Genomic DNA, 23,720 nt, shown 5'->3' on the forward strand with positions numbered 1-23,720 from the left:
CCGGTTCCGGCGACCCACCGAACCGGTGCGGACCGGCCGTGATCACGGTTCGGCTATCGTCCCTTCCCGTGACCGGGTCCATCGGAACTCGTGCGGCGGTCGGCCGCATCACCGTGCTGCTCGTCGAAGACGACGAGGGTGACGCGGTGTTGGTCGAAGCGCTGCTCGAAGAGGTGGGCGCGAACGTCGACCTGCGGCGCGTGCGCACCCTGCGCGACGCGGTGCCCCTGGTGCCCAGGGTGGACTGCGTGCTGCTCGACCTGGGACTGCCCGACACCACCGGGCTCGACGGCCTCGCCCGGCTGCTCGCGCTGTCCTCCCCCGCCGCGATCATCGTCCTCACCGGACTGGACGACGAGCGCCAGGGCGAGCGCTCGGTGGCCGCCGGCGCGGAGGACTTCCTGGTCAAGGGCCAGGTGGACGGCTCGGCGCTGCTGCGCGGAATCCGCTACGCGGTCGGCCGCAAGCACGTCGAGGAGACCCAGCGGCAGCTACGCGACGAGCAGCTCCTGGCGGCCGAGAAGACCCGGCTGGAACGCGGCCTGCTGCCCTCGCCGATCCTGGAGCGCGGCCAGGGCCTGGGCCTGGACTTCCGCTACCAGCCCGGCGGGAGCCGGATGCTGCTGGGCGGCGACTTCTTCGACGTGGTGCGCACGCCGGACGGCACGCTCCAGGCGATCGTCGGCGACGTGTGCGGGCACGGCCCGGACGAGGCCGCGCTGGGCGTGTTCCTGCGCATCGCGTGGCGGGCGCTGGTGCTGGCCGACCAGGAGCCCTCCCGGGTGCTGCGCACGCTGCACGAGATCCTGGAGCACGAACGCCACCAGCCGGGCCTGTTCACCACCGCGTGCATGATCACCGTGGCCCCGGACCGGCGCTGGGCGCGGATCTACCTGGCCGGCCACCCGGAACCGATGCTGCTGGTCGGCGACCGCGTGGTGGAGCTGCCCCGGGACCGCGCCGGCCTGCCGCTGGGCGTGCTGCCGGACAGCACCTGGAGCGGTCTGGACGTGCCGCTGCCCCCGGGCTGGTCCCTGCTGCTCTACACCGACGGCCTGGTGGAGGGTCGGGTGGTCGGCGACACCGAGCGGCTCGGTTCGGAACGGCTGATCGAGCTGATCGGCCGGGTCACCAAGACCCGACCGGACTGGCGGAGCCACCCCGAGGGGTTGCTGGACGAGCTGATCTCGCGGGTCAAGGAACTCAACGGCGGGGAGTTGGACGACGACATGGCCGTGCTGCTGATCTCGGACGAGGGCTGATGGACTACCGCACGCGGTGGCCCGCGAGCAGGCTGCTGGTCGCGTCGGTGGCCATCCTGATCATCGTCTGCGCGGGCGCGATCGGCGGGGTCGCGGTCGCGCTGGTCAGCCTGACCGACGCCCGGGTGCTGCTGCTGGACCAGTTCGGCCCGGCCCGGCGGCACGCGCTGGAGCTCGACAACGCCCTGATCGACCAGGAGAACGGCGTGCGCGGCTTCGCGCTCACCGCGAGCGAGGACTTCCTGCGCCCCTACCAGGACGGGATGCGGACCGAGCAGGTCGCGCTGCGCAACGCCCGCACCGCGATCACGCCGGTGCGCCCGGACCTGGCCGAGCGGGTGGACGAGATCGGCAGCCTCGCGGTGGGCTGGCGCGCCGGGTACGCCGAGGTGGTCGTCGCCGAGGTCAGGTCGGCGGGCGAGCCCCGGGCCGACCAGGCCGACGCCACGCGCGGCAAGGAGCTGTTCGACACCGTGCGCCGGTCGGTCGCCGACCTCCAGCGGGAGCTCAACGACGGGTCGACCAAGGCCCGGACCGAGCTGGACGCGGTGGCCGACCAGGTGCTGCTGCTGGTGGTCGCGCTGGGCGTGCTGCTCGTGGTGATCATCGCCGGGGTGGCCGTCGTGCTGCACCGGATCCTGATCCGGCCGCTGACCGGGCTGGCCGCCCAGGTGCGGCAGGTGTCGTCGGGCGACTTCGCGCACGAGGTGGAGACCGGCGGGCCGCGCGAGATCGTGATGCTGGGCCAGGACGTGGACGTGATGCGGGCCCGCATCCTCAACGACGTCGAGGAGCTGCGCCGGTCGAACTCGGAGCTGGAGCAGTTCGCCTACGTCGCCTCGCACGACCTCCAGGAGCCGTTGCGCAAGGTGGCGAGCTTCTGCCAGTTGCTGGAGCGCCGCTACTCGGGCCAGTTGGACGACCGGGGCGAGCAGTACCTCCGGTTCGCGGTGGACGGCGCGAAGCGGATGCAGGTGCTGATCAACGACCTGCTGGCGTTCTCCCGGGTGGGCCGGATGATCCGCGAGCACGTGCCGGTCGACCTGAACGAGACCGTCGCGCAGGTGCTGGACAGCTACTCCGAGGTGATCGAGCGGACCGGCGCGACGGTGGCCGTGCCCGAGCTGCCCACCGTGCGCGGCGAGGCGTCGTTGCTGGGCGGGGTGTTCGGGAACCTGATCGGCAACGCGCTGAAGTTCCACGGCGAGCAGCCGCCCGAGGTGCGGGTGGGGGTGGAGCGGACCGGTGACCTCTGGACGTTCACCATCAGCGACGACGGCATCGGGATCGAGCCCGAGTACGCTGAGCGGATCTTCGTCATCTTCCAGCGCCTGCACCACAAGGACGCCTACCCGGGCACGGGGATCGGCCTGGCGATGTGCCGGAAGATCATCGAGTACCACGGCGGGACCATTTGGCTCGACACCGATAGCGACGCCGGCACCACCTTCAAGTTCACCCTGCCGGTAGTAGAGGACACCGATGAATGACTCGCTGAACGTGGTGGACGTCCTGCTGATCGAGGACGACCCGGGCGACGCTCTGATGACCCAGGAGGCGTTCGAGCACCACAAGATCCGCAACCAGCTCCACGTGGTGCGCGACGGTGTCGAGGCGCTGGAGTTCCTGCGCCGCGAGGGCGAGTACGCCGACGCGCCCCGGCCGGGCCTGATCCTGCTCGACCTGAACCTGCCGAAGATGGACGGGCGGGAGGTGCTGGCCGAGGTCAAGGCGGACCGGGACCTGCGGACCATCCCGGTCGTGGTGCTGACCACGTCGGAGGCGGAGGAGGACATCCTCCGCAGCTACAACCTGCACGCCAACGCCTACGTCACGAAGCCGGTGGACTTCGACCGGTTCATCGAGGTCGTCCGCCAGATCGACGACTTCTTCGTGACCGTGGTGAAGCTGCCCCGCTAGCGGGGCGCTGCGACCGCGCCCCCGGGCCCCGGCGACGCCGGGGCCCTGTCCGGCGGTGGTGCCGTGACCGCCGGGGCGATCGGCCGTCGTGGTGGCCGAGGGGGCGTCGGCGGGCGGCTCCTCCGGTGCTACCGCTCGGCGAGCTCGGGGTGCTTGTCCAGGTAGTCGCGCACGAACGGGCACTGCGGGACCACCGCCAGGCTGCGCTCACGGGCCGACAGGAGGGCCTGGCGCACCAACCTGCTCCCCAGCCCCTTGCCCTCGACGGCCACCTCCGTGTGGGTGAAGGTGACGCGGCCGGGCTCCAGCGCGTACTCGGCGAACCCGCCCAGCCGGCCGTCGAGGAAGACCTCGAAGCGCGACTCGGCGGTGTTGTCGGACACGGTCACGTCCACATCTTGTGCCACGTTCGAGATCCCTTCCGGCGGTGCGGCGACTTCGTCCCGTCAGGATCAACGCGCGCCGGGCGGCCCGGCATTCCACGCGCAGCGCCTGATCACCGCCGGGTGCGGTGGTCGACCGCCGGTGCCCCCCCTGGGTCCATTTCGGACCGCTTTCGCGAGCCGGATCTCGTCGTGGACGCTGTCCGGGTCGGGCCCGGAAGTCTTCGGCGGACGGCGGACGGCGGACGGCGGACGGGACGCGCGGGAGCGGTCAGCCGGGGACCGGGACGCGCTGCCGGCGCAGCGGCACGATCAGCGGGGTGTCGGTCTCGGGGTCCGAGATGACCCGGCAGGGCAGCCCGAAGACGTCCTCCACCAGGTCCGCCGTCACGATGTCGGCCGGCCGGCCCTGCGCCACGACGCCCTCGCCGGGCTTCATGGCGATCAGGTGGGAGGCGTACCGGCACGCCTGGTTCAGGTCGTGCAGCACGGCGACGAGCGTGTGCCCGCCGTCCTCGTGCAGGTCCGCGCACAGGTCGAGCACCTCGATCTGGTGCGCGATGTCGAGGAACGTGGTCGGTTCGTCGAGCAGCAGGATGGGCGTCTCCTGGGCCAGCACCATCGCCAGCCACACGCGCTGCCGCTGACCGCCGGACAGCTCGTCCACCAACCGGTCGGCCAGGTCCTGCACGCCGGTCAGCCGCATGGCGCGCGAGGTGGTCTCCTCGTCCTCCACCGACCACTGGCGCAGCAGCCGCTGGTGCGGGTACCGACCCCGGGCGACGAGTTCGCCGACGGTGATGCCGCCCGGTGCGATGGACGTCTGCGGCAGCAGGCCGAGCCGCCGGGCGACCTCCTTCGAGCGGTAGGCGGAGATCGCCTGCCCGTCCAGGTAGACCGTGCCGGCGCGCGGCTTCAGCATCCGCGCCAACGCTTTGAGCACGGTGGACTTGCCGCACGCGTTCGGTCCGACGATGACGGTGAAGGAGCCGTCCGGGATGTCCACGTCGAGCGCGGTGGCCACCAGGCGCTCGTCGTAGGCCAGCGTGAGGTTCTCCGCGTGCAGGCGGGTCGTCATCGCCCGGTCCCCTTTCGCCACTCCTGGGCCGACGGCCTCATCGGGTACGGACCGCCGATCGCCCCGGTGGCGGTGCCCAGCGGGAGCGGTGTCGTCGGGAACTGCTGTCGCACGGCGGAGCCGGCTCGGATCACGGGGTCGCGGGGCGGTGCCGGTGGGCCGGCCGGTCCCGGCCCGATGAGTGCGGTCGCCCATGTGCCGCCCACCCCCACCTCCCCCTGACATTTAGGCAAGGCTAACCGAATGTCGGGTGAATGGGGAGCCGGCCCCACGTCGAGCCGGCAGGTCGGGCCGGGCCGGTCGTCGGGGCTTTCCGGCCCCGCCCCGTTCCGCACCGCCCCCGGCGGGCAGCACATCGTCCACAGTGGACTGACAGGGCTAGGCGCGCCGGAAGGCACTGACGGCGTACGCGGGTTGCGCCGGCACGGTGGGCTCGCGGCGGTCGAGCACGGACTGGAGGATCTCGCCCACCCGCACGGAGGTGTTGGACAGCAACGACGACGAGATGCCGTGCGTGTGCTCCGTGCCGCCCTGGAGGTAGATGCCGCCGAGCACGGCCTCGTCGGTCTCCAGGCGGTAGTCGCGGCCCACCCGCAGGCGGTCGCGCTCGTCGTGCAGGCAGCGGTTCGCCAGGTCGCCCAGCAGACCGGTCGGGTCGGCCTCGCGGTACCCGGTGGCGTAGACGATGGCGTCCGCGTCGAGCGTGACGCGGGCACCGTCGGACAGCGACTCGACCGTCACCCGCACCCCGTCCGGGTGCTCTTCGAGGCCGGCGACGTGGGACACGTTCAGCAGCCGGAGGCGTTGTGCGCCAAGGACCTTCTCCCGGTAGACCCGCCGGTACAGCTCGGCGATCAGGTCGTGGTCGACCACCGCGTAGTTGGTGTTGCCGTGGTAGTCCATCAGTCGCCGCTTGACGTCCTCGGGCGCGGTGTAGAAGTCGTCCACGGCGGCCGGGTCGAAGATCCGGTTGGCGAACGGGCTGTCGTCGGCCGGGCTGTAGCCGTAGCGGGCGAACACCGCGCAGACCTCGGTGTCGCGGAACTTCTCGTGCAGGAACGCGGTCACCTCCGCACCGCTCTGCCCCGCGCCGACCACGACCAGCCGGCGCGGGTCCTCCAGCGCCGCCACCCGGTGCAGGAAGTCGCGGTTGTGCCAGATCCGCTCGGACTGGGTCACCCCGTCCGGCAGGCAGGCGCGCAAACCCGTCGCCAGCACGAGGTTCCGGGCGCGCCGGACCTCCACCTCACCGGTCGAGGTCCGCGAGGTGACGTCGAAGTGGGTGACCGCGCCGCCGTCGACCACCGGTGCCACGGACACCACGTCGTGGTCGTAGGACACCAGGTCGTCGACCTTCCCGGCGGCCCACTCGAAGTAGTCGTGGAACTCCACCCGCAGCGGGAACAGGTTCTTGTGGTTGATGAAGTCCACCAACCGGCCCTGGCCGTGCAGGTAGTTCAGGAAGCTGAAGGAACTGATCGGGTTGCGCAGCGTCACCAGGTCCTTGAGGAAGGACACCTGCATGGTGGCGTCGTCGATCAGCATGCCGCGGTGCCAGCCGAAGCCGGGCTGGCGCTCCAGGAAGTGGGCGGTGACCACGTCTTCGGGCCGCGCGGCGGCGTTGTGCTCGGCGACGGCGATCGCGAGCGCCAGGTTCGACGGACCGAAGCCGACGCCGAGGACGTCGAAGACAGGTGGCTGTGGCATGACTGTCCCATCGGTACGGCAACAGGGAGTGATCGAACTTCGGTTACCCTAACCTAAGTCCGCCACCTGTGGGAGTGATCCGGACCTCTCCGCTGGTTAGGGTAGCCTCACCTGCCGGTCGGCGGAAGGCGGTCGCGCGGGTGAAGCCGGTCCGGGCTTCGCCGACCGGAAGCGCGGGGTCCCCGCCGCTCCCCCGGCACGATCCGCCAAGTGGGCGAAACGGGTGCACCACCGGGCACGACGGCGATCCGGGCCGGGACCCGACCGCCCGGGGCGGCCCGACGACGGAGCGTGCGTCGTAACCGCCGGACCTCACAGTCCATTGTGGACCGCCGATGGCCGGCTAGCGGACGAGGCACCAGTGCGGGCCACCGTGGCGGGCGAGCGGAATCCCCGTGCGGGCAACGAACTCGCGGGCCGCGTCGCCGATCCGCGTGCCGGAGGACGTGCGCCCGTCGGCGTCGGCGAGGGCGGCGGGCCGGGTGGCCGCGCGCAGTGCCCGCCACACCTCGGCCACCTGCCCGCCGAGCACCCGGTGCACCTCCGGCCCCACGGCCGGCTCGGACCAGCGCACCGCGAGCCGGCCGCACTCGAACACCTCGTCGCGGACGCGCGAGCGCAACAACTGCACGATCGCCGCGGGCCGCGAACCCGGGTCCGCGACGAGGCCGCCGGCCGGCTCGACCCCGTCCGGTGCGGCGGACCCGGCGGGCAGCGGCAGGAACGCCTGGACGCCGCCGCAGCCGAGCGCCTCCTCCACGGTGGCGTGCAGGTGCACCCGGTGCGACCCGGCGGGCCCGGGTTGGCTGCACAGCCAGGCGGCGGGCAGGAGTTCGGCGATCCGCCGGCCGAGGAGGGCTTCGTCCTCGGGCAGCAGCCACAGGTCCGTCGACCTGGTGCGGGAACCGGGGTGGGGCACCCGCACAGCATGTCAGGCGGGCCAGTTCCGCAGCACGGCGTCCAGCGCGTCCAGCGACCGCGACCACGACAGGTCCGCGCCGCGCGGGTGGTGGCCGAACCCGCCCGCCGCCTCCAGGTCGACGTACCCGTGGAACGTGCTGTGCAGCAGCCGCACCGCGTCGGTCTCGTCCGGTTCGGCCAGCCGGTACCCGCGCAGGACGGCCCGGGTCAGGTCCGCGTGCCGGCGCGCCGCACCGGCCTCCGCGACGTCCGGGTCCAGCGGGTACCGGGCGGCGGCGTACCGACCGGGGTACCGCTTCGCGTAGTCGCGGTAGGCGTTCGCGAACGCGACCAGCGCGTCCTTGCCCGCCCGGCCGGCGAGCGCCTCGGCCGCGCGGTCGGCCAGTTCCGCGAGCGCCAGCACGGCCACCCGCGAGCGGAGGTCGTGGGCGCTGCGGATGTGCGAGTAGAGGCTCGCGTCCTTGACGCCGAACCGGCGGGCCAGCGCCGACACGGTCACGTTCCCGAAGCCGACCTCGTCGGCCAGCTCCACCGCCGCCCGCACCAGGCGCTCGGCGGTGATCCCCGCGCGCGCCATCCCACCCCCTTGCCTAGAGGACTTATTCATTTGCCTAGGCCCTCTAGCCGAGGTTAGCGTGCCGCGCATGAAACCGGTTACCGAACGCGACATTCGCGCGTCGTTCGTCAACTGCACCAAGGGCGAGTCCCAGCGCTTGGCCGTGCCCCGGGACCTCGACGCGCGACCGTGGGACGACCTCGACTTCCTCGGTTGGCAGGACCCCGCCTCCACCGAGCGCGCCTACCTCGTCACCGAGTCCGGCGACGGGTTCGTGGGGATCGCGCTGCGCCGGGCCGCGCCGCGCGCCGGGCAGGTGCGGCGCGGCATGTGCTCGCTGTGCCTGACCACGCACCCGGGCGACGGCGTGACCCTGATGACCGCGCGCAAGGCGGGCAAGGAGGGGCAGCAGGGCAACTCGGTGGGCGCGTACTTCTGCGCCGACCTGGCGTGCTCGCTGTACCTGCGCGGGAAGAAGGACGCCGGGCCCGGCGGGCGGTTCCACGAATCGCTGCCGCTGGACCTGCTGATCGAGCGCACCGCCGGCAACCTGGCCGCGTTCCTCGGCCGCGTCACGGGCTGACCCGTCCGCGAGCCGTCGGGCGGGCACCGGGCCGTGGCCGGCGATCGGGCCGCGCGCCGGGCGCTTTTCCGGGGTTACGCGAGCAGGGCGCGGCCCTCCGGGGTCAGCTCGGCCGGCGACCACTGCCCGTGACCGCCGAGCTGGACCGGTCGGACCAACCCGGCGCGCGCCAGTTGGCGTGCGGTGGCCTGGTCGCTGCACAGCAGGCCGTCGAACCGCAGGTCGGGTTCTCGACTGTGCGTCACCTCGGCGCGGCCGGCCGCGACGGCACGCAGCATGGCGCGTGCCCGATGGGTCAATTCGTCGTCCATGATCTTTCACCGTTGTCCGCAGGGTTTTACACCCTGGTTATCGCCGCGACAGGCCGAAGTCTTACCGATTAGGGTCGGCGGCATGGGGACGATCGTGGCGGTGAGTCGTAGCGCGGAGTACGCATTCACCAAACCCACCTGCGACGGCGTGCGGCTGGTGGCCGGTCTCGGCGTCGCCGGCGACGTCCACGCGGGCGAGCTGGTGCGGCACCGGTCACGGGTGCGTCGTGACCCTACGCGACCGAACCTGCGCCAAGTGCACTTGATGCACGCCGAGCTGCACGACGAGCTCAACGCCCTGGGTTTCGACGTCGGCGCGGGTCGCCTGGGCGAGAACATCACCACCCGGGGCGTCGACCTGCTCGGACTGCCCACCGGCGCGCTGCTGCGGCTCGGTCCGGACGCCGTGGTCGAGGTGACCGGCCTGCGCAACCCGTGCCCGCAGATCGAGGCGTTCCGCACCGGGCTGCTCAAGCACGTGGTGGGCCGTGACGAGCACGGCACCGTCGTGCGCCGGGCCGGGATCATGTCCGTGGTGCTGGTCGGCGGCGACGTCCGGCCGGGCGACGAGATCCGGGTGGAGGTCCCCGCCGGCCCGCACACCCCGCTGGCCCCGGTCTAGCGGGGAGCCGGCGGTCACGCGGAACGCGCCGGGCCGGTCAGGGCCGCGACTCCGGCGTCTCGGCGAGGATGGGCTGGGCGATCGCGAACGCCCGGTTGGCGGCGGGCACGCCCGCGTAGACGGCCACCTGCAACAGGACTTCCTTGATCTCCTCGCGGGTCAGCCCGTTGCGCAGCGCGGCGCGCACGTGCATGGCCACCTCGGCGTCGTGCCCGAGGGTCGCCAGCATCGCCAGGGTGATGCACGAGCGCGTGCGCCGGTCCAGGCCCGGCCGGGTCCAGATCGAGCCCCACGCGTAGCGGGTGATCAGCTCCTGGAAGTCCGCGGTGAACTCGTCCGCGCGCGCCACCGCGCGGTCCACGTGCTCGTCGCCGAGCACCTCCCGGCGGACCCGCATCCCCTCGTCGTAGTCGCTCATCCCAGGTGCCTCCGCAGGATCTGCGAGACGGCCCCGGCCGCCTCGACGTTGGCCAGGTGGGCGGCGTCCGGCAGCACGGTGAGCTCCGCGCCGGGGATCGCGTCCGCGATGGCCCGCAGGCGCTCCGGCGGCGTGGCCTCGTCGCACGCGCCGGCGATCACCGCGGTCGGCGCTTGGATCAGCGGCAGCACGGGGCGCAGGTCGAGTGCTCCCAACGCTTCGCAGCACCCCGCGTAGCCCTCGTCGTCCACAGTGGACAGCATCCGTTCGAAGCGGGCCACCGTCTCCGGGGACCGCTCGCCCAGCGCGGGGGTGAACCAGCGGCTCACCACCGCCGGCGCGATCGAACCCGTGCCCGACGCGCGGACGGTCGCCGCGCGCTCCTCCCACGGCCGCGCGGAGTCGTAGGACGCGGTGGTGCAGCACAGCACCAGCCGGTCGACCCGCTCCGGCGCGTGGCCGGCGAGCCACATCCCGACCATCGCGCCCATCGACACGCCGCAGTAGGACACCCGCTGGAGACCCAAGGCGTCCATCAGTTCCAGCACGTCGCCCGCGAGGTCGTCGATCCGGTACGGACCGGGCGACGCGGGACTGCCACCGTGCCCCCGGTGGTCGTAGCGCACCACCCGGAAGCGCTCCGACAGCTCCGCCAGTTGCGGCTCCCACAGCGCGGTGGTGGTGCCCAGCGAGTTGCCGAGCACGACGACCGGCGCGCCCTCGGGTCCGCTCACCTCGTGGTGCGGCTTCATCTCCCGGCCTTCCCCCGGTGCGCCGCCAGCGCCCGGTCCACGAACTCGCCCGCGCTGCCGACGTACCCGGCCGGGTCCAGCGCTTCGCCGATCTCCTGCTCCGACAAGCCGATCCGCAGGTCCGCCCGCAGCGCCTCGCGCAGCGAGCAGCCGTTGAGGACGGCGGCCCGGCACACCTCGGCCACCAGTTCCTGCGCCTCGGCGCGGCCGATCCGCGCGGCCAGCCGGACCGCCACGTTCTCGGCCATCAGCAGACCGCCGGTCAGCTCCAGGTTGCGCCGCATCCGATCCGGGTCGACGTGCAGCCGGGACAGCAGCTCGCGCAGCCCGTGCACCGCGCCGCCGACCAGTCGCAGCAACTCGGTGACCGTCTGCCACTCGCTGTGCCACGCGCCGGCCGCGCGCTCGTGCTCCTGCGCCATCGCGGACAGCACCGTCGACACCAGACCGGGCACCCGCCGCGTCCCCGCCGTCACGAGCACCGCGCGCACCGGGTTGTGCTTGTGCGGCATGGCCGACGACGTGCCGCCCTCGGCCTCCGCGACCTCGGCCACCTCGGTCTGCGCCAGCAGCACCACGTCCTGCGCGATCTTCGCCAGCACGCCCGAGACACCGCCCAGCGCGCACGCCAGCTCGGCGACCCGGGTCCGGTCGGTGTGCCACGGGATCAGCGGCGCGACCAGGCCGAGCTGCACGGCGAGCTGGTCGACCAGGTCCGGGTCGTCGACGGCCGCCAGCGTGCCCGCCGCGCCGCCGAACTGGACGGCCAACCGCCGTTCCCGCACCCGGTCGAGCACCTCGGCGGCCTCGTGCACGGCCACCAGCCACCCGGCGCACTTGAGGCCGAAGGTGGTGGGCAGCGCGTGCTGCGCCAGCGTTCGCCCGGCGATCAGCGTCGCGCGGTGCCGCCGGGCCAGCCGCTCGCACTCCCCCGCCACGCCCGCCAGGCCGGCCAGGATCGGGCCCAGCGCCCGGAAGGCCACCAGCGACAGCGCGGTGTCCAGCACGTCCTGGCTGGTCGCGCCGTTGTGGACGGCGGCCCGGCCCTCGGCGGTGACGTGCTCGCCGATCGCCCGGACCAGCGGCACCACGGGGGTGCCGCTGCCGCGCGCCGCCGCGCCGAGCGCGGCCGGGTCGTAGTGGCCGACGTCGATCGCGGTCACCACCATCCGGGCCGCCTCCTCGGAGACCACGCCCGCCCGCGCCTGGACGATCGCGAGGGCGCGTTCGAAGTCCAGCATGGCCCGCAGCCACGCCCGGTCGGATATCTCCGCCTCCACGGCCGGGTCGGTGAACAGCGGCCCGAACAGCTCAGACGTCGAAGAAGACGGTTTCATGCTCCCCTTGCAAGCGGATGTCGAAGTGGTAGCCGGACGGGGCGCTCGCGGCGATGAGCGTGCTCCGCGCGGCCGGGTCGGCGATCGAGCCCAGCACGGGGTCGTCCGCGTTGGCCTCCTCGTCCGGGAAGTAGATCCGGGTGACCAGGCGCACCAGCATCCCCCGGCAGAACACCGACACGTTGAGGTGCGGTGCCTCCCAACCGTCGCCGGCGGGCAGCGGACCGGGTTTCACGGTCAGCACGCCCCAGCGCCCGCCGCTGTCGGTGGCGCTGCGGCCGAAGCCCCGGAAATCCTTCCACCGCACCGCTCCGCGCGGGTCGTCGGGGTGGTCGAAGCGGCCGTCCGGGTCGGCCTGCCAGGTCTCCACCACGGCGTCGGGCACGGGTTCGCCGCGGCCGTCGAGCACCCGGCCCTCGATCCGGAACGCGCCCGCGGTGCCCTCCGGCACCACGTGCACGCCGTCCTCCCAGAACAGCCCGTTCTCGAAGAACGGACCGACGGTCTGCGACGGCGTGGTCTGGAGCTCAGTCATCGTGGTCGTCCTCGTCCTCCAGCGGAGTGGGGTTCGTGCCGCGCAGCACGATGTCCCACTGGTACCCCAACGCCCATTCCGGAACCGTGCTGTCGAGGTCGAACCGCGCGATCAGCGCCGCCCGCGCCTTCGGGTCGCGCACCGAGTTGAAGATCGGGTCCTGGTCGAACAGCGGGTCGCCGGGGAAGTACATCTGGGTGATCAGCCGCTGCGTGAAGGCGGTGCCGAACAGCGAGAAGTGGATGTGCGCGGGCCGCCACGCGTTGTCGTGGTTGCGCCACGGGTACGCGCCGGGCTGGATCGTGGTGAACGAGTAGCGGCCGTCCGCGTCGGTGAGGGTGCGGCCGACGCCGCTGAAGTTCGGGTCCAGCGGCGCGGGGTGCCGGTCGCCGTCGTGCCGGTAGCGCCCGCCCGCGTTGGCCTGCCAGACCTCCAGCAGGGTGCCGGCGACGGGACGGCCGTCGCCGTCGAGCACCCGTCCGGAGACGGTGATCCGCTGGCCCTGCGGCTCGCCGTCGTGACCGGCGGTCAGGTCGTGGTCGTGCGGACCCACCCGGCCCTCGCCGAGCAGCGGTCCGGTGATCTCGCCGAGCCGCTGCGGCAGCAGGGCGAAGGGGCGGTGCGGCGACCTGGCCGCGTTGGAGCGGTAGTCCGGCCAGCGCACCGGCGGGTGGGACCCGGTGTCCGGCCGGTAGTGCGGCGTGGTGGTGTCGAGTGGCACCGCGCCCTCCTGTTCGTGTCGCCGAGGGGATCGGCCGACGCGTCGCCCGCCTGCCACGCCGGGCCCGTGTCGGGGTGGTCGGACCGTAAGTTGGGCCCCGGGACGGGTCAACGGCCGGTTCCACTGATCGGAAGTCCGACCCGCCGTCCCTCACGTCGGCACGGAGTCGTACGCACGGTGAACTGCGGCGTTGCTCGTGGCGTTCCGGGCCGGTACAGGTCCACCGTGGTCGGCGGTAGAGGTTCGACGGACGCACAGGAAGAAGGGGCGATGCCCAGGACGACCACCGGGCGCGTCGATGTCGACCAGAGCGGAGTGGCCACGGTCGAGTCCGACCAGGAAGAATGGCTGCGGGTTCGCAGTGCGCCCGGTGTCCGTGGGCGCGAGTTGGCCGAACTCGCCGCCTGGATGTATCCGGAATCGGTCCGCGCGCCCGGTGGTCACGTGCTGGTCGGACCCGGCTGGCTGATCGACCGACCGGTCGAACTGGATTCCGTCGAACTGGAGTGGGCGAGCGATTTTCCGTGCTATGAGTTTCCGGCACAGGTCGACGTGGCCGCCTTGCTGCCGCTGAACGACCAGGGCGTGCGGTACCGGGACTACAGCCGTGCCGTCCGCGACCTCGTTCGCCCGAGGCTGCTGGAGAACCGCCTGAGCTATCGACTGACAGGTGTGGCCGTCCGCGGTGGCGGTGGGCTGCGACTGCGCTTCGGACACACGACCTTCTTCGAGGTCTTCAACCTCAAGCAGATGGTCGCGCACGAGTTCAAGCGGGCGTGGCTTGGGTCAGGCAGGGCCGTCCCGAGGATCGAAGACCTTACCCTGCGGCAGGCGATCGGCACTCCGTTCGACCCCGGGAACCTGCTGATGTCCCCCGGTATCAGCACGTTGACCATCCGGCGCGGGGGCCTCGGCGAGGGTGCCGGCTTCGTCCTCCACGAGCGGGACGGCGGCAAGGTGGCGGATGGCGGCGGGCTGTGCCACACGATGCCCGCCGGGGAGTTCCAGCCCTCGTCGGGCGCGCCCGTCGACGTGGAGAACGATTTTTCACTGTGGCGGAACATCATGCGGGAGTTCTCCGAGGAGTTCCTGGGCAACCCCGAGCACGACGGAGGCGGTCCCCGGTCTGTCGACTACGCACGAGATGAGCCGTTCGCGCGATTCGAAGAAGCGCGCAGGCGCGGCAGCTTCCGAATGTGGCACTACGGCTTGGTGATGGAGCCCTTGGAACTCGGCGCGCAGCAATTGACCGTAGCCGTCGTCGACGCGTCTGAATTCGACAGGTTGTTCCACGACATGGTCGCGGTCAACGACGAGGGGCGGGTCATCGGCAAGGGCGACGCCAAGCACATCCCTTTCACGGCGGATACCATCGACCGCCTCGAACCCCGCCTGTCGGCAAGCGCCCTCACGTTGCTCCGGATGGCGTGGAACGATCGGCGGATCATCCTCGGAAGCTGACCGGTGCGCGGTCCGCCTCCGCGAGGACGCCGGGCCGGCGCGGTCCCCGACCAGGCTGCCCGCGAGGCAGCACGGCAGCGGGCCTCCACTTCGCCGAGGTTCCCCGTCTAGGGTGGCCCGTGCCACGCTGAGGGGTCGCGCGCGAGCGGCTCCACCCGCCACGAGGACGTCGCACATGTCCGATCCACCCCGTCCCGGTCCGATCCGCGTCCTGCTGGTGGAGGACCACGACATGGTGGCCGAGGCGATCGGGCTGGCGCTCCAGCGGAACCCCGAGGTCGTGGTCGTGGCCGCCGTCCGGTCCATCGCCACGGCCCGGGAGGCCACCGCGCGGCACCGCCCGGACGTGGTGGTGCTCGACCGCCGGCTGCCCGACGGCGACGGCATCACCGCGATCCCCGAGCTGTGCGCGGCGGGCGCGCGGGTCCTGGTGCTGACCGGCGAGGCCGGCGCGGCGGTGGCCGCCCGCGTGGTGGACGCCGGCGGCTCGGGGCTGGTGCTGAAGTCGGCGCGGCTGGAGGAGCTGGCCGAGGCGGTGCGGCGGGTCGCGGAGGGCGAGGCGGTGTTCGACGGCGGCCTGCTGGCCGGCGTGCTCGACCGGCTCACCGGGCGCACGTCCGTCGCCGGGTCGTCCCTCACCTCGCGCGAACGTGAAACTTTGTCACTGCTGGCGGACGGGGCGTCCACCGAGGAGATCGGGCAGCGGCTCGGCGTCGCCCGCAACACCGTGCGCAACCACGTGCAACGCGTGCTCGACAAGCTCGGCGCGCGGTCGAAGCTGGAAGCGGTGTCCATCGCCCGCCGCGAGGGCCTGCTCGACTGACCCCGACCGGTTCCTGGTGCATCCGCACTAGTCGCGGTGACACCGCTGCGTCTCGCCACGGGGGGCGTCGTGCCCCACAGTGCCAACGTGGATGTCCCGGTGACCGACCAGGTGGCGGACTTCAGCCCGCCGAGGGGTTCCGGCTGCGCGTCCCTGGCCCGCGACTTCACCCGGCGGACGCTGGCCGGCTGGAGCTACCGGGGCGATCACGACGACGTGGTGCTCGTCGTCTCCGAACTCGTCGCCAACGCGCACCGCCACGCGGGCGGTCAGACCGTGCTGCGGCTGACCGGAGGGGCGGACCGGGTGCTGGTCGAGGTGGGCGACGGCAGCCCCACCCCGCCGTGGATCCGCCCGCACGGCACCGACGGCGGCTGGGGCATCCCCCTGGTCGACCGGTTGGCCCACCGGTGGGGCGTGACCCCGCGCGGTGCGGGGAAGGTCGTGTGGTGCGAACTGGGCTAGAGCCCGGGGTGGTGCACAGTACCGGTATGGCGAGCCCACCCCGACGGCCTCCGGACCGCATGCCCGACTCCGCGTTCCAACTGCTCGTGGAGGGCGTGGTCGACTACGCGATCTTCATGCTGGACCCCGACGGGCACGTGGTGAGCTGGAACTCCGGCGCGGAGCGCATCAAGGGCTACCGCGCGGAGGAGATCCTCGGCCGGCACTTCTCCACGTTCTACCCGCAGGAGGACGTCATCGCGGAGAAGCCCCGCCGCGAGCTGGAGTCCGCCGTCGCCGACGGCCGGCTGGAGGACGAGGGGTGGCGGCTGCGCAAGGACGGCACCCGCTTCTGGGCGAACGTCGTGATCACCGCGCTGTTCGACCGGACCGGCCGGTTGCACGGGTTCGGCAAGGTCACCCGCGACATGACCGAGCGCCGCCGCGCCGAGCAGGAGTTGCTGGAGCGGCGCAGGCTCGTCACCCACCTGGTGGAGGCGCAGGAGCTGGAGCGGCGGCGGATCGCGTGGGACGTGCACGACGACTCGATCCAGTCGATGGTCGCCGTCGGCATGCGCCTGCAACTGCTCGAAGGCAGGTTGCCCGAGGAGCACGCCGGCACCGTGCGGCGGCTGGACGACGCCGTGCGCGGCGCGATCGCCCGGCTGCGGGCCCTGGTCTTCCGCCTGCGCCCGCCGGAGATCGACCGCCACGGCCTGGTCCGGGCGCTGACGGAGTACCTGGGCGACGTCGCGCCGGGGTGGGGCCTGACCTGCACCGTCCAGGACGGCCTGGAGCGCGAGCCGCCGAACGACGCGGCCATCACGATCTTCCGCATCTTCCAGGAGGCCCTGGCGAACGTGCACAAGCACGCGCGGGCGTCCACCGTCCAGGTCACCCTGTCCACCGAGGACCACGGCACGCTGGTGGAGGTCGCGGACAACGGGATCGGCGTCACCGCCATCCCCGCCGTCCAAGCGGGGCTGGAGCACTTCGGCATGCTCGAAATGCGGGAGCGCGCCGAGACCTCGGGCGGCTGGTGGACCTTCGCCGACCGCCCCGGCGGCGGCACCGCCGTCCGGTTCTGGCTGCCCACCACCGTCCCGTGACCCGCATCCTCGTCTGCGACGACGACGCCATGATCAGCGAGGCGCTCCAGGAGGTGTTGGAGGCCGAGGCCGACCTGACCGTGGTGGCCGTCGCCCGCACCGCACCCGAGGCCGTCGAGCTGGCCGAACGGCATTCACCCGATGTGGTGGTGTTGGACGTCCGGATGCCCGGCGGCGGGGGCGTCCACGTCGCCCGCGAGCTCCGGCACCGCCGCCCGGAGATCCGGGTCATGGTCTTCTCCGCCCACGCCGATCCGGCCACGATCGTCGAGATGCGCCACACCGGCGTCACCGAGTACCTGGTGAAGGGCGTGCCGAACGCGGAGATCGTGGACACCGTCCGCAGGCTGGGCCGAGGACCCTTCGGGGAGTTGTGACCACCCCCGACCTCCCGTAACGTCGGGCAGCGCAGCCAGCCACGGCGTCGGGAGTGCCGACATGGAGCAGCCGCTAGTCACCGTCCGGTCTTCCCTGCTCGACGACGTCCTCCTCGTGGAGGTGGTCGGCGAGGTGGACCTGGACACGGTGCCCGACATCCGCACCGCCCTGAGCGCGCCCGCGCCCGCCGTCGTGCTGGACCTGGCCGCCGTCACGTTCTTCGGCTCGGCGGGGATCCAACTGCTGGTGGACGCCGACCGCGAGATCGAGGCCCTCGCCGTGGTGGCCTCCACGCGGCTCGTGCTGCGCCCCCTCGTCGTGACGGGCCTGGACGTCCGCCTGCCGCTGTGCGCGTCGCCGGACGCCGCCCTGGAGCGCGTCCGAGGGGTGCGGCGCGGGTGGGCCCGGTCGCCGGCCGAGCCCCGATGACGCCGGCGCGGGTCCGTCCCCGCGGTACCGGTCAGTCCTGCTCCAGGTCGAGGTAGAACGCCATCAGGCGGAGCAGGTGCTCGGTGTCCACCGGCTTGGTCACGTAGTCCGTCGCCCCGGAGGCCAGGCTCTTCTCCCGGTCGCCCTTCATCGCCTTCGCCGTCACCGCGATCACCGGCAGGTCGGCGTACCGCGCCATCGCCCGGATCGCCGCCATGGTCGCGTTGCCGTCCAGCTCCGGCATCATGATGTCCATCAGCACCAACGACACGTCGTCGTACTGCTCCAGCGCGCGCACCCCGGTGATCCCGTTGTCCGCGTAGATCACCTCCAGCCCGTGCAGCTCCAGCACGCTGGTCAGCGCGAACACGTTGCGCAGGTCGTCGTCCACGATGAGCACCTTCTCGCCGTGGAAGCGCATCGGCGCGGGCGGCAGCTCGACGGGTGCGGGCACCGGCGGCACGGCCGCCCGGGTGGCCGGCACGGGGTCGTCCGCGCTGACCAGCTCGGCGGGCTCCGACTCGACCGGCACCGGCACCAGCGCCTGCTCCCCCAGCGGCAGGTGGAGGGTGAACGTCGAGCCCTCGCCGGGCTCGCTGCGCACGTCCAGCCGCCCGTCCAGCAGGGTCGCCAGCTCCCGGCTGATCGACAGGCCCAGGCCGGTGCCGCCGTACTTGCGCGACGTGGTCCCGTCCGCCTGCTGGAACGCCTCGAAGATCACCGACAGCTTGTCCGCCGGGATGCCGATGCCGGTGTCGCGCACGTCGAAGGCCACCGAGCCGTCGCCGAGCCGGATGACCAGCCGGATCTCGCCGTCGTGGGTGAACTTCACCGCGTTCGACAGCAGGTTGCGCAGGATCTGCTGCAACCGGTGCTCGTCGGTGTGCAGCGTGGACGGCACGTCCTCGTCCACCGTGACGTCGAACCCCAGGCCCTTCTCGGCGGCCAGCGGCAGGGTCAGCGCCTCGACGTAGCCGACCACGTCGGACACCCGCACCGGGTCGGTCTGCACCTGCATGTGCCCGGACTCGACCTTGGTCAGGTCCAGGATGTCGTCGATGAGCTGCAACAGGTCCGTGCCGGACGAGTGGATGGTCCGGGCGAACTCGACCTGCTTGGGGTTGAGGTTGCCGTCCAGGTTGTCGGCCAGCAGCTTCGCCAGGATCAGCAGCGAGTTCAACGGCGTGCGCAGCTCGTGCGACATGTTCGCCATGAACTCCGACTTGTACTTCGACGCCGAGGAGAGCTGCCGCGCCCGCGCCTCCAGCTCCACCGAACCCGCCCGCAGCTCCTCGGTGAGCCGCTGCGACTCCACCAGCAGGCTGTCCGTGCGGGCGTTGGCGAGCATGGTGTTCAGGTTGACGCCGATGTTCTCCTTCAACTGGTCGAGCAGGTCCAGGTGCACCTCGGTGAACTCGCCGAAGGACCCGAGCTCGATCACGCCCAGCGCCTCGCCCTGGAACACGATCGGCAGGATCACCAGGTTGGCCGGCGGCGCGGACCCCATCCCGGACCCGATCTCCAGGTACCCCGGCGGCACGGCGGTGACCAGCACGGTCTTCTTCTCCACCGCGACCTGGCCGATCAGCGACTCGCCCCGGGCGAACCGGGTCGGCCGGCCGGCGGGCTGGTAGGCGTAGGTCGCGGTCAGCTCCAGCACGTCGGACTCGCCGCCCACCAGGAAGAACGCCCCGTGCTGCGCGGACACCAGCGGGGTGAGCTCGCTCATCACCAGCGACGCCATGGCGTGCAGGTCGCGGTGGCCCTGCATCAGGCCGGACAGCCGGGCCAGGTTGGTCTTGAGCCAGTCCTGCTCCTGGTTGGCGCGGGTGGACTCGAACAGGTTGCCGATCATCCGGTTGACGTTGTCCTTGAGCTCGGCGACCTCGCCGGAGGCGTCCACGGTGATCTGCCGGGTCAGGTCGCCCGCCGTCACCGCCGTCGCCACGATCGCGATCGCGCGCACCTGCCGGGTCAGGTTCCCGGCGAGCTCGTTGACGTTCTCGGTGAGCCGCTTCCAGGTGCCGGAGACGCCCTCGACCTCGGCCTGGCCGCCGAGCTTGCCCTCGGTGCCGACCTCGCGGGCGACGCGGGTGACCTCGTCGGCGAACGACGAGAGCTGGGCCACCATCGTGTTGATCGTGGTCTTGAGCTCCAGGATCTCGCCGCGCGCGTCCACGTCGATCTTCTTCGACAGGTCGCCGCGCGCCACCGCCGTCGTCACCTGGGCGATGTTGCGGACCTGGTTGGTCAGGTTGTTCGCCATGAAGTTGACGTTCTCGGTCAGGTCCTTCCAGGTACCCGCCACGTTCGGCACCCGCGCCTGGCCGCCGAGGATGCCCTCGGTGCCGACCTCGCGGGAGACCCGGGTGACCTCGTCGGCGAACGCCCGCAGCGTGTCGACCATGCCGTTGATGGTGTCGGCGAGCGCGGCGATCTCGCCCTTGGCCTCGACGGTGATCTTCTTGGACAGGTCGCCGCCGGCCACCGCCGTGGCCACCGCGGCGATGCTGCGGACCTGGGTGGACAGGTTGTCCGCCATGACGTTGACGTTGTCGGTCAGGTCCTTCCAGGTGCCCGCCACGCCCGGCACCCGCGCCTGCCCGCCCAACCGGCCGTCGGTGCCGACCTCGCGCGCCACCCGGGTCACCTCGTCGGCGAAGCCGGAGAGCTGGTCGACCATGGTGTTGATGGTCGACTTGAGCTCCAGGATCTCGCCGCGCGCGTCGACGGTGATCTTCTGCGACAGGTCGCCGCCGGCCACGGCGGTGGTCACCTGGGCGATGTTGCGGACCTGCGCGGTGAGGTTGTTGGCCATGAAGTTCACCGAATCGGTGAGGTCGCGCCACGTGCCGCCGACGCCGGGCACCTGCGCCTGGCCACCCAGCCGACCGTCCGTGCCGACCTCGCGCGCCACCCGCGTCACCTCGTCGGCGAACGACGAGAGCTGGTCCACCATCGTGTTGACGGTGTCCTTGAGCTCCAGGATCTCGCCGCGCGCGTTGACGGTGATCTTCTGCGACAGGTCGCCGCGCGCCACGGCCGTCGCGACCTGGGCGATGTTGCGAACCTGGGAGGTCAGGTTGCCCGCCATGAAGTTCACCGAATCGGTCAGGTCCCGCCACGTGCCCGCGACCCCCGGCACCTGCGCCTGACCGCCCAACCGGCCGTCGCTGCCGACCTCGCGCGCCACCCGGGTCACCTCGGCCGCGAACGACGAGAGCTGGTCCACCATCGTGTTGATCGTGGTCTTGAGCTGGAGGATCTCGCCGCGCGCGTCCACGTCGATCTTCTGCGACAGGTCGCCCTGCGCGACGGCGGTGGTCACCTGGGCGATGTTGCGGACCTGCGAGGTCAGGTTGCCCGCCATGAAGTTCACCGAATCGGTCAGGTCCCGCCACGTGCCCGCGACCCCCGGCACCTGCGCCTGACCACCCAACCGACCGTCCGTGCCGACCTCGCGCGCCACCCGCGTCACCTCGTCGGCGAACGACGACAACTGGTCCACCATCGTGTTGATGGTCGACTTGAGCTCCAGGATCTCGCCGCGCGCGTCGACGGTGATCTTCTGCGACAGGTCGCCCTGCGCCACCGCCGTCGCCACCTGGGCGATGTTGCGGACCTGCGAGGTCAGGTTGTTCGCCATGAAGTTGACGTTGTCGGTGAGGTCGCGCCACGTGCCGCCGATCCCGGGCACCTGCGCCTGACCGCCCAGCCGGCCGTCCGTGCCGACCTCGCGCGCCACCCGCGTCACCTCGTCGGCGAACGACGACAACTGGTCCACCATCGTGTTGACGGTGTCCTTGAGCTCCAGCATCTCGCCCGCCACCGTGACGGTGATCTTCTGCGACAGGTCGCCCTGCGCCACCGCCGTCGCCACCTGGGCGATGTCGCGGACCTGCGCGGTCAGGTTGTCCGACATGAAGTTCACCGAATCGGTGAGGTCCTTCCAGGTGCCCGCCACCCCCGGCACCTGCGCCTGACCACCCAGCCGGCCGTCCGTGCCGACCTCACGCGCCACCCGGGTCACCTCGCCCGCGAACGTGCGCAGCGTGGCGGTCATCGAGTTGAAGCTCTCCACCAGGGTCGCGACCTCGCCGCGACCGGTCACCGTGATCTCCTGCGACAGGTCGCCCTCGGCCACCGCCGCGAGCACCCGGCTGAGCTCGGTGGTCGGCCGGGTCAGGTCGTCGATCAGGCCGTTCACCGAGTCGGCGGCCATCTCCCAGCCCACCGGCCCGGAGCCGGGCGCGAGCCGTTCGGCCAGTCTGCCCTCCTGCCCGACCGCCTGGCGCACCCGCACCAGCTCGCCGACCAGCCACTGGTTGCGCTCGGCGATCTCGTTGAAGACCTCGGCGAGTTCGCCCGCGCGCCCCTGCGGCACGACGAGGCGACGGCGGAAGTTGCCGTCGCGCATCTCGCGCATCGCGGTCAGCAGTCGGGCGAGGGTAACGTCCGTGTCGTCCTGCGCGGTCGTCACGAGGGGCCTCCAACGTCAGCGGATCTGCGCCAAGCCTGCCACTGTCGGAGGTGGCGTGTCCGCTAGGTTGGGCACGACCCGACACACAGGAGCCGCGGATGGCCCAGGGCTACCGGCAAGGTTCCGAGGCGGGCCTCGACCTCGACGCGTGGCACCGTCTCGTCGACGGCTTCCACGAAGCCGTGGTCGTGCTCGACCCGGACGGGGTCGTGCGCTTGGCCAATCCGCTCGCGGCGATCTTGTTCCCGCAGGCCAGACCGGGTGCGCCGACGATCGCGACGGGCCGCTCGCAGGACCTCGGCGGCGGCTGGACGGCCTGGTACCGGGGAGCGGACGAATTCCTGGAGGACGCCTCGCGCCGACTCCTGACGATCACCGACCGCGCCGGGACGCTGCGCACCGTGGTCGAAATGGCCCCCTCCCCGTACCCGGTCGTGATCGTTCCCGGGGCCCGGGGACGGCTGGAGTGGTGGCGGCGCGGCCCCGACGGCCTCGTCACGGCGGCCCGCACCACCCGGCAGCCGGCCGGTGCCACGCCGGCGCTGGCGGCCGTGCTGGACGGCACCGCGCCGCACGCCGAGATCACCGCGCCGGGCGAGGGCGCGTGGGGCGGTGCGACCGGGCCGGGTCTGGCCGTGCCGCTGACGGACGGCGGGGCGCTGGTCTGCTTCGGCGGCCCCCGGGACCCCGACCTGGTCACCCGGTACGCCGAGCGCGCGGCGGCGGCGGTCCGCGTCAGCACCCGCCTGGACGAGCAGGAGCGGGCCGTGGCGGCGCTGCGGGCGCACCTGCTGCCCAGCCCCTTGCCGGTCGTGGCCGGCGTCCGGCTGGCCCAGGTCTACGAGCCCGCGCACCGCGGCATGCTGGTCGGCGGCGACTTCTACGACGTGCACCCGCGCGAGGACGGCAGCGCCGCGTTCGTGCTCGGCGACGTGGCCGGCAACGGCCTGGAGGCCGCGGTGCACTCCGGGCGGGTGCGGCAGAGCCTGCACGCCCTGCTGGTGGTCGAGCAGCGGCCCGCGCAACTGCTGAACCTGCTCAACGCGGCGCTGCGGGCGGCGGGCAGCAAGCTGTTCACCACCCTGGTGATCGGGAACCTGGTCCCGGTCCAGGCCGGCGGGCTGCGGGTGTCGCTGTCGGCGGGCGGGCACCCCGCGCCGCTGGTGCTGCGCTCCGGCGGCCGGGTGGACGAGGTCGCCGTGCACGGCGGGATCGTCGGCGTGCTGTCCGAGGTGCGCTTCCAGCAGACCACGGTCGCGCTCGGGCCCGGCGAGACGCTCCTGCTCTACAGCGACGGCGTGACCGAGGCCCGCGCGCAGGACGACCGGCAGGAGCTGTTCGGCGACGCGCGGCTCAGGGCGACCCTGGCCGAGTGCGCGGGGCTGCCGGCCGAGGCCGTCGCCGAGCACGTGCGGCGGACGGTGTTCTCCTGGCTGGGCACCGCCGAGCACGACGACCTGACCCTGCTGGTCGTGCAGGCCGAGAGCTGA

The 23,720-nt window shown here is 72.4% G+C and carries 24 protein-coding genes; 12 read left to right on the plus strand and 12 right to left on the minus strand.

Annotated elements, in window-relative coordinates; genetic code table 11:
• Positions 1–68: 68 nt before the first annotated feature.
• Genes AB0G01_RS19225 through AB0G01_RS19235 form a run of 3 tightly spaced genes read left to right on the plus strand, consistent with a single transcriptional unit; the run spans position 69 to position 3,182 of the window.
• The gene (locus AB0G01_RS19225; RefSeq protein WP_360947182.1) at positions 69–1,262 is read left to right on the plus strand and encodes a fused response regulator/phosphatase; all 1,194 of its coding nucleotides are present in this window, start codon (positions 69–71) and stop codon (positions 1,260–1,262) included.
• Positions 1,262–2,752, plus strand: coding sequence for an ATP-binding protein (locus AB0G01_RS19230; RefSeq protein WP_360947184.1), 1,491 nt, complete (start codon positions 1,262–1,264; stop codon positions 2,750–2,752). The genes AB0G01_RS19225 and AB0G01_RS19230 overlap by 1 nt, the downstream gene beginning before the upstream one ends.
• Positions 2,745–3,182, plus strand: coding sequence for a response regulator (locus AB0G01_RS19235; protein WP_360947186.1), 438 nt, complete (start codon positions 2,745–2,747; stop codon positions 3,180–3,182). The genes AB0G01_RS19230 and AB0G01_RS19235 overlap by 8 nt, the downstream gene beginning before the upstream one ends.
• A gap of 128 nt (positions 3,183–3,310) precedes the next feature.
• Here the strand turns inward: AB0G01_RS19235 and AB0G01_RS19240 are convergent, their stop codons facing one another.
• The 5 genes from AB0G01_RS19240 to AB0G01_RS19260 form a co-directional block, all read right to left on the minus strand.
• Positions 3,311–3,589 (minus strand): GNAT family N-acetyltransferase, encoded by a 279-nt coding sequence (locus AB0G01_RS19240; protein WP_360947188.1) that lies wholly within the window; start codon positions 3,587–3,589, stop codon positions 3,311–3,313.
• Positions 3,590–3,836: 247 nt separating this feature from the next.
• A complete protein-coding gene (locus AB0G01_RS19245) occupies positions 3,837–4,643 on the minus strand; it encodes an ABC transporter ATP-binding protein (RefSeq protein WP_360947190.1) in 807 nt (268 codons plus the stop codon).
• Positions 4,644–5,021: 378 nt separating this feature from the next.
• Positions 5,022–6,350 (minus strand): lysine N(6)-hydroxylase/L-ornithine N(5)-oxygenase family protein, encoded by a 1,329-nt coding sequence (locus AB0G01_RS19250; protein WP_360947192.1) that lies wholly within the window; start codon positions 6,348–6,350, stop codon positions 5,022–5,024.
• Between the two features lie 343 nt (positions 6,351–6,693).
• Positions 6,694–7,269, minus strand: a complete 576-nt coding sequence (locus tag AB0G01_RS19255) for a hypothetical protein (RefSeq protein WP_360947194.1) — start codon at positions 7,267–7,269, stop codon at positions 6,694–6,696.
• A gap of 12 nt (positions 7,270–7,281) precedes the next feature.
• Positions 7,282–7,848 carry a WHG domain-containing protein gene (locus tag AB0G01_RS19260; RefSeq protein ID WP_360947196.1) on the minus strand — a complete coding sequence of 189 codons (567 nt, stop codon included), beginning with the start codon at positions 7,846–7,848 and terminating at the stop codon, positions 7,282–7,284.
• Between the two features lie 67 nt (positions 7,849–7,915).
• Here AB0G01_RS19260 and AB0G01_RS19265 point away from each other — a divergent pair, with 67 nt between their 5' ends.
• Positions 7,916–8,410 carry an FBP domain-containing protein gene (locus AB0G01_RS19265; RefSeq protein WP_360947198.1) on the plus strand — a complete coding sequence of 165 codons (495 nt, stop codon included), beginning with the start codon at positions 7,916–7,918 and terminating at the stop codon, positions 8,408–8,410.
• Between the two features lie 74 nt (positions 8,411–8,484).
• On the opposite strand, the gene AB0G01_RS19270 is transcribed toward AB0G01_RS19265, so the two are convergent.
• Complete coding sequence (locus tag AB0G01_RS19270) at positions 8,485–8,721, minus strand: hypothetical protein (protein WP_360947200.1); 237 nt, start codon at positions 8,719–8,721, stop codon at positions 8,485–8,487.
• Positions 8,722–8,803: 82 nt separating this feature from the next.
• Here AB0G01_RS19270 and AB0G01_RS19275 point away from each other — a divergent pair, with 82 nt between their 5' ends.
• Positions 8,804–9,343 (plus strand): MOSC domain-containing protein, encoded by a 540-nt coding sequence (locus tag AB0G01_RS19275; protein ID WP_360947202.1) that lies wholly within the window; start codon positions 8,804–8,806, stop codon positions 9,341–9,343.
• Positions 9,344–9,380: 37 nt separating this feature from the next.
• Here the strand turns inward: AB0G01_RS19275 and pcaC are convergent, their stop codons facing one another.
• The 5 genes from pcaC to pcaH are packed head-to-tail and all read right to left on the minus strand — an operon-like array spanning position 9,381 to position 13,106.
• Positions 9,381–9,761, minus strand: a complete 381-nt coding sequence (gene pcaC / locus AB0G01_RS19280; protein WP_360947204.1) for a 4-carboxymuconolactone decarboxylase — start codon at positions 9,759–9,761, stop codon at positions 9,381–9,383.
• Positions 9,758–10,513 (minus strand): 3-oxoadipate enol-lactonase, encoded by a 756-nt coding sequence (gene pcaD / locus AB0G01_RS19285; protein WP_360947206.1) that lies wholly within the window; start codon positions 10,511–10,513, stop codon positions 9,758–9,760. Before pcaD ends, pcaC begins: the two co-directional genes overlap by 4 nt.
• The gene (gene pcaB / locus AB0G01_RS19290) at positions 10,510–11,850 is read right to left on the minus strand and encodes a 3-carboxy-cis,cis-muconate cycloisomerase (protein ID WP_360947208.1); all 1,341 of its coding nucleotides are present in this window, start codon (positions 11,848–11,850) and stop codon (positions 10,510–10,512) included. The genes pcaD and pcaB overlap by 4 nt, the downstream gene beginning before the upstream one ends.
• Positions 11,825–12,385 carry a protocatechuate 3,4-dioxygenase subunit alpha gene (gene pcaG / locus AB0G01_RS19295; RefSeq protein WP_360947210.1) on the minus strand — a complete coding sequence of 187 codons (561 nt, stop codon included), beginning with the start codon at positions 12,383–12,385 and terminating at the stop codon, positions 11,825–11,827. Before pcaG ends, pcaB begins: the two co-directional genes overlap by 26 nt.
• On the minus strand, positions 12,378–13,106 hold the full coding sequence (gene pcaH, locus AB0G01_RS19300; protein WP_360947212.1) for a protocatechuate 3,4-dioxygenase subunit beta: 729 nt from the start codon (positions 13,104–13,106) through the stop codon (positions 12,378–12,380). Before pcaH ends, pcaG begins: the two co-directional genes overlap by 8 nt.
• Before the next feature lie 270 nt (positions 13,107–13,376).
• Between pcaH and AB0G01_RS19305 the strand changes: the two genes are divergently transcribed.
• The 6 genes from AB0G01_RS19305 to AB0G01_RS19330 all read left to right on the plus strand — a co-directional run bounded on the left by AB0G01_RS19305 (position 13,377) and on the right by AB0G01_RS19330 (position 17,750).
• Positions 13,377–14,567, plus strand: a complete 1,191-nt coding sequence (locus tag AB0G01_RS19305; protein WP_360947214.1) for an XRE family transcriptional regulator — start codon at positions 13,377–13,379, stop codon at positions 14,565–14,567.
• A gap of 175 nt (positions 14,568–14,742) precedes the next feature.
• The gene (locus tag AB0G01_RS19310; RefSeq protein ID WP_360947216.1) at positions 14,743–15,390 is read left to right on the plus strand and encodes a response regulator transcription factor; all 648 of its coding nucleotides are present in this window, start codon (positions 14,743–14,745) and stop codon (positions 15,388–15,390) included.
• A gap of 87 nt (positions 15,391–15,477) precedes the next feature.
• A complete protein-coding gene (locus tag AB0G01_RS19315; protein ID WP_360947218.1) occupies positions 15,478–15,855 on the plus strand; it encodes an ATP-binding protein in 378 nt (125 codons plus the stop codon).
• 26 nt (positions 15,856–15,881) lie between these two features.
• The gene (locus AB0G01_RS19320; protein WP_360947220.1) at positions 15,882–16,943 is read left to right on the plus strand and encodes a PAS domain-containing sensor histidine kinase; all 1,062 of its coding nucleotides are present in this window, start codon (positions 15,882–15,884) and stop codon (positions 16,941–16,943) included.
• Positions 16,940–17,320, plus strand: coding sequence for a response regulator transcription factor (locus tag AB0G01_RS19325; protein WP_360947222.1), 381 nt, complete (start codon positions 16,940–16,942; stop codon positions 17,318–17,320). Before AB0G01_RS19320 ends, AB0G01_RS19325 begins: the two co-directional genes overlap by 4 nt.
• Positions 17,321–17,381: 61 nt before the next feature.
• On the plus strand, positions 17,382–17,750 hold the full coding sequence (locus AB0G01_RS19330) for an STAS domain-containing protein (protein ID WP_360947224.1): 369 nt from the start codon (positions 17,382–17,384) through the stop codon (positions 17,748–17,750).
• Between the two features lie 31 nt (positions 17,751–17,781).
• Here the strand turns inward: AB0G01_RS19330 and AB0G01_RS19335 are convergent, their stop codons facing one another.
• The gene (locus AB0G01_RS19335) at positions 17,782–22,176 is read right to left on the minus strand and encodes a HAMP domain-containing protein (protein ID WP_360947396.1); all 4,395 of its coding nucleotides are present in this window, start codon (positions 22,174–22,176) and stop codon (positions 17,782–17,784) included.
• 152 nt (positions 22,177–22,328) lie between these two features.
• On the opposite strand from AB0G01_RS19335, the gene AB0G01_RS19340 reads away from it, so the two are divergent.
• Entirely contained in the window at positions 22,329–23,720 is a 1,392-nt protein-coding gene (locus tag AB0G01_RS19340; protein WP_360947226.1) for a PP2C family protein-serine/threonine phosphatase, read from the plus strand.

The sequence above is a fragment of the Actinosynnema sp. NPDC023587 genome (assembly GCF_040640215.1).
Lineage (GTDB): Bacteria > Actinomycetota > Actinomycetes > Mycobacteriales > Pseudonocardiaceae > Actinosynnema.